Genomic DNA, 1,628 nt, shown 5'->3' with positions numbered 1-1,628 from the left:
GGACGAGGTGCTGGAATGCCACCTCGTCACCGGTTCGCGCGACTATGTGCTGAAAGTAGTGACGGGAAGCCTCGAACAATACGAGCGCTTCATCAAGGAAAAGATCGCGCGGCTGAAATGCGTCGCCTCGATCGAGACCAGCTTCGTCATGAACACCATAAAGGAACGGCGCCTCTGACATTTCTGCCGGAGGCGCCGCGTCTCGAGATCATGCGCAGTAGGCTTACTTGACCGCCTTGTCGGTGATGGCGGTGGTGTAGGCGCCAGTCGGCTCCTTGGTGATGATCTTCTGGTCGAGCAGCGCCTTGGCGGTGCGCTCGTAGGTCGCCGGGTCGAGCTTGCCGTCGGCATTGTCGATCAGCTTGGCGACTTCGCTCATCATGCGCTTCTGGTGGTTCTCGTCCTGGCCACCGCCGTCCATGACGATGCCAGCGGCTTCGTCATTGTTGTCAATGGCGTATTTCCAGCCCTTCATCGAGGCGCGCACGAAACGCACCATCTTGTCTTCGAAGGCCGGGTCCTTGAGCTTGTCTTCGGACGCATAGAGCCCGTCCTCAAGCAGGTCGTTGCCCATGGCCGAGTAGTTGAACACGGTTAGCTGTTCGGGCTTGTAGCCGGCGTCGATCAACTGCCAGTACTCGTTGTAGGTCATGACCGAGATACAATCCGCCTGCTTCTGGATCAGCGGCTGCACGTCGAAGCTCTGCTTCAAGACGGTGACGCCGTCCGGGCCGCCGTCGGTCTTGAGGCCGAGCTTGTTCATCCAGGCGTAGAACGGATACTCGTTGCCGAAGAACCAGACGCCGAGCGTGTGACCCTTGAAATCGGCTTCGGTCTTGATCGGCCCGTCCTTCGGGCAGACCAGCTCCATGCCGGCCTTCTTGAACGGCTGGGCGATGTTGACCAGCGGCACACCCTTTTCGCGGGCGGCCAGCGCACCGCCCATCCAGTCGACGATGACATCGGCGCCGCCGCCGGCGATCACCTGCTCGGGCGCGATATCGGGACCGCCCGGCTTGATGTCGACGTCGAGACCTTCGGCCTCATAGAAACCCTTGGCCTTGGCGACATAGTAGCCGGCAAACTGAGCCTGCGTGACCCATTTCAGCTGCAACGTCACCTTGTCGGCGGCCATTGCCTGGAACGCGGCGAGCGACATCGCGCCGGCCAGAACGGGAATAATCAGTCTTTTCATTTTTTTACCCTCTGAAGTTAGTGCCTTAGACCCACCGCCCCTATCCACCACGGACAGAGGGATGCCAAAACGTGACGGCTCTTTCGACAAGAGCGACCACGCCATAAAAGACCGAACCCGCAAGTGCTGCAACTGCGATTTCGGCCCAGACCATGTCGATGTTCATCCGCCCGACCTCGGTCGAGATGCGGAAGCCCATGCCGACGACGGGCGTGCCGAAGAACTCGGCGACGATGGCCCCGATCAGCGCCAGCGTCGAGTTGATCTTCAGCGCGTTGAAGATGAAGGGAGCGGCGGCCGGCAGCCTGAGCTTCAGCAGCGTCGGCCAGTAGCCCGACGCATAGGTGCGCATCAGGTCGCGCTCCATATGGCCGGAGGCGGCCAGACCGGCGACCGTGTTCACCAGCATCGGGAAGAAAGTCATGATGATGAC

At 60.7% G+C, this 1,628-nt stretch carries 3 protein-coding genes; 1 reads left to right on the top strand and 2 read right to left on the bottom strand.

Going from position 1 to position 1,628, the window contains the following annotated elements; genetic code table 11:
• Positions 1 to 178, top strand: a 178-nt coding sequence (locus tag EN749_RS35425) for an Lrp/AsnC ligand binding domain-containing protein (RefSeq protein WP_145991169.1), incomplete at its 5' end; no start/stop codon positions are given.
• A gap of 45 nt (positions 179 to 223) precedes the next feature.
• On the opposite strand, the gene EN749_RS35420 is transcribed toward EN749_RS35425, so the two are convergent.
• Together EN749_RS35420 and EN749_RS35415 are read right to left on the bottom strand one after the other, a co-directional pair.
• A complete protein-coding gene (locus EN749_RS35420) occupies positions 224 to 1,195 on the bottom strand; it encodes an ABC transporter substrate-binding protein (RefSeq protein WP_013894623.1) in 972 nt (323 codons plus the stop codon).
• A 40-nt stretch (positions 1,196 to 1,235) separates the two neighbouring features.
• On the bottom strand, positions 1,236 to 1,628 hold a 393-nt coding region (locus tag EN749_RS35415; RefSeq protein WP_128364911.1), incomplete at its 5' end, for an ABC transporter permease subunit.

The sequence above is a fragment of the Mesorhizobium sp. M7A.F.Ca.ET.027.02.1.1 genome (assembly GCF_004022985.1).
Lineage (GTDB): Bacteria > Pseudomonadota > Alphaproteobacteria > Rhizobiales > Rhizobiaceae > Mesorhizobium.
Note: the sequence above shows the minus strand (reverse complement) of the source record. Positions and strands in the feature narration are given on the sequence as shown.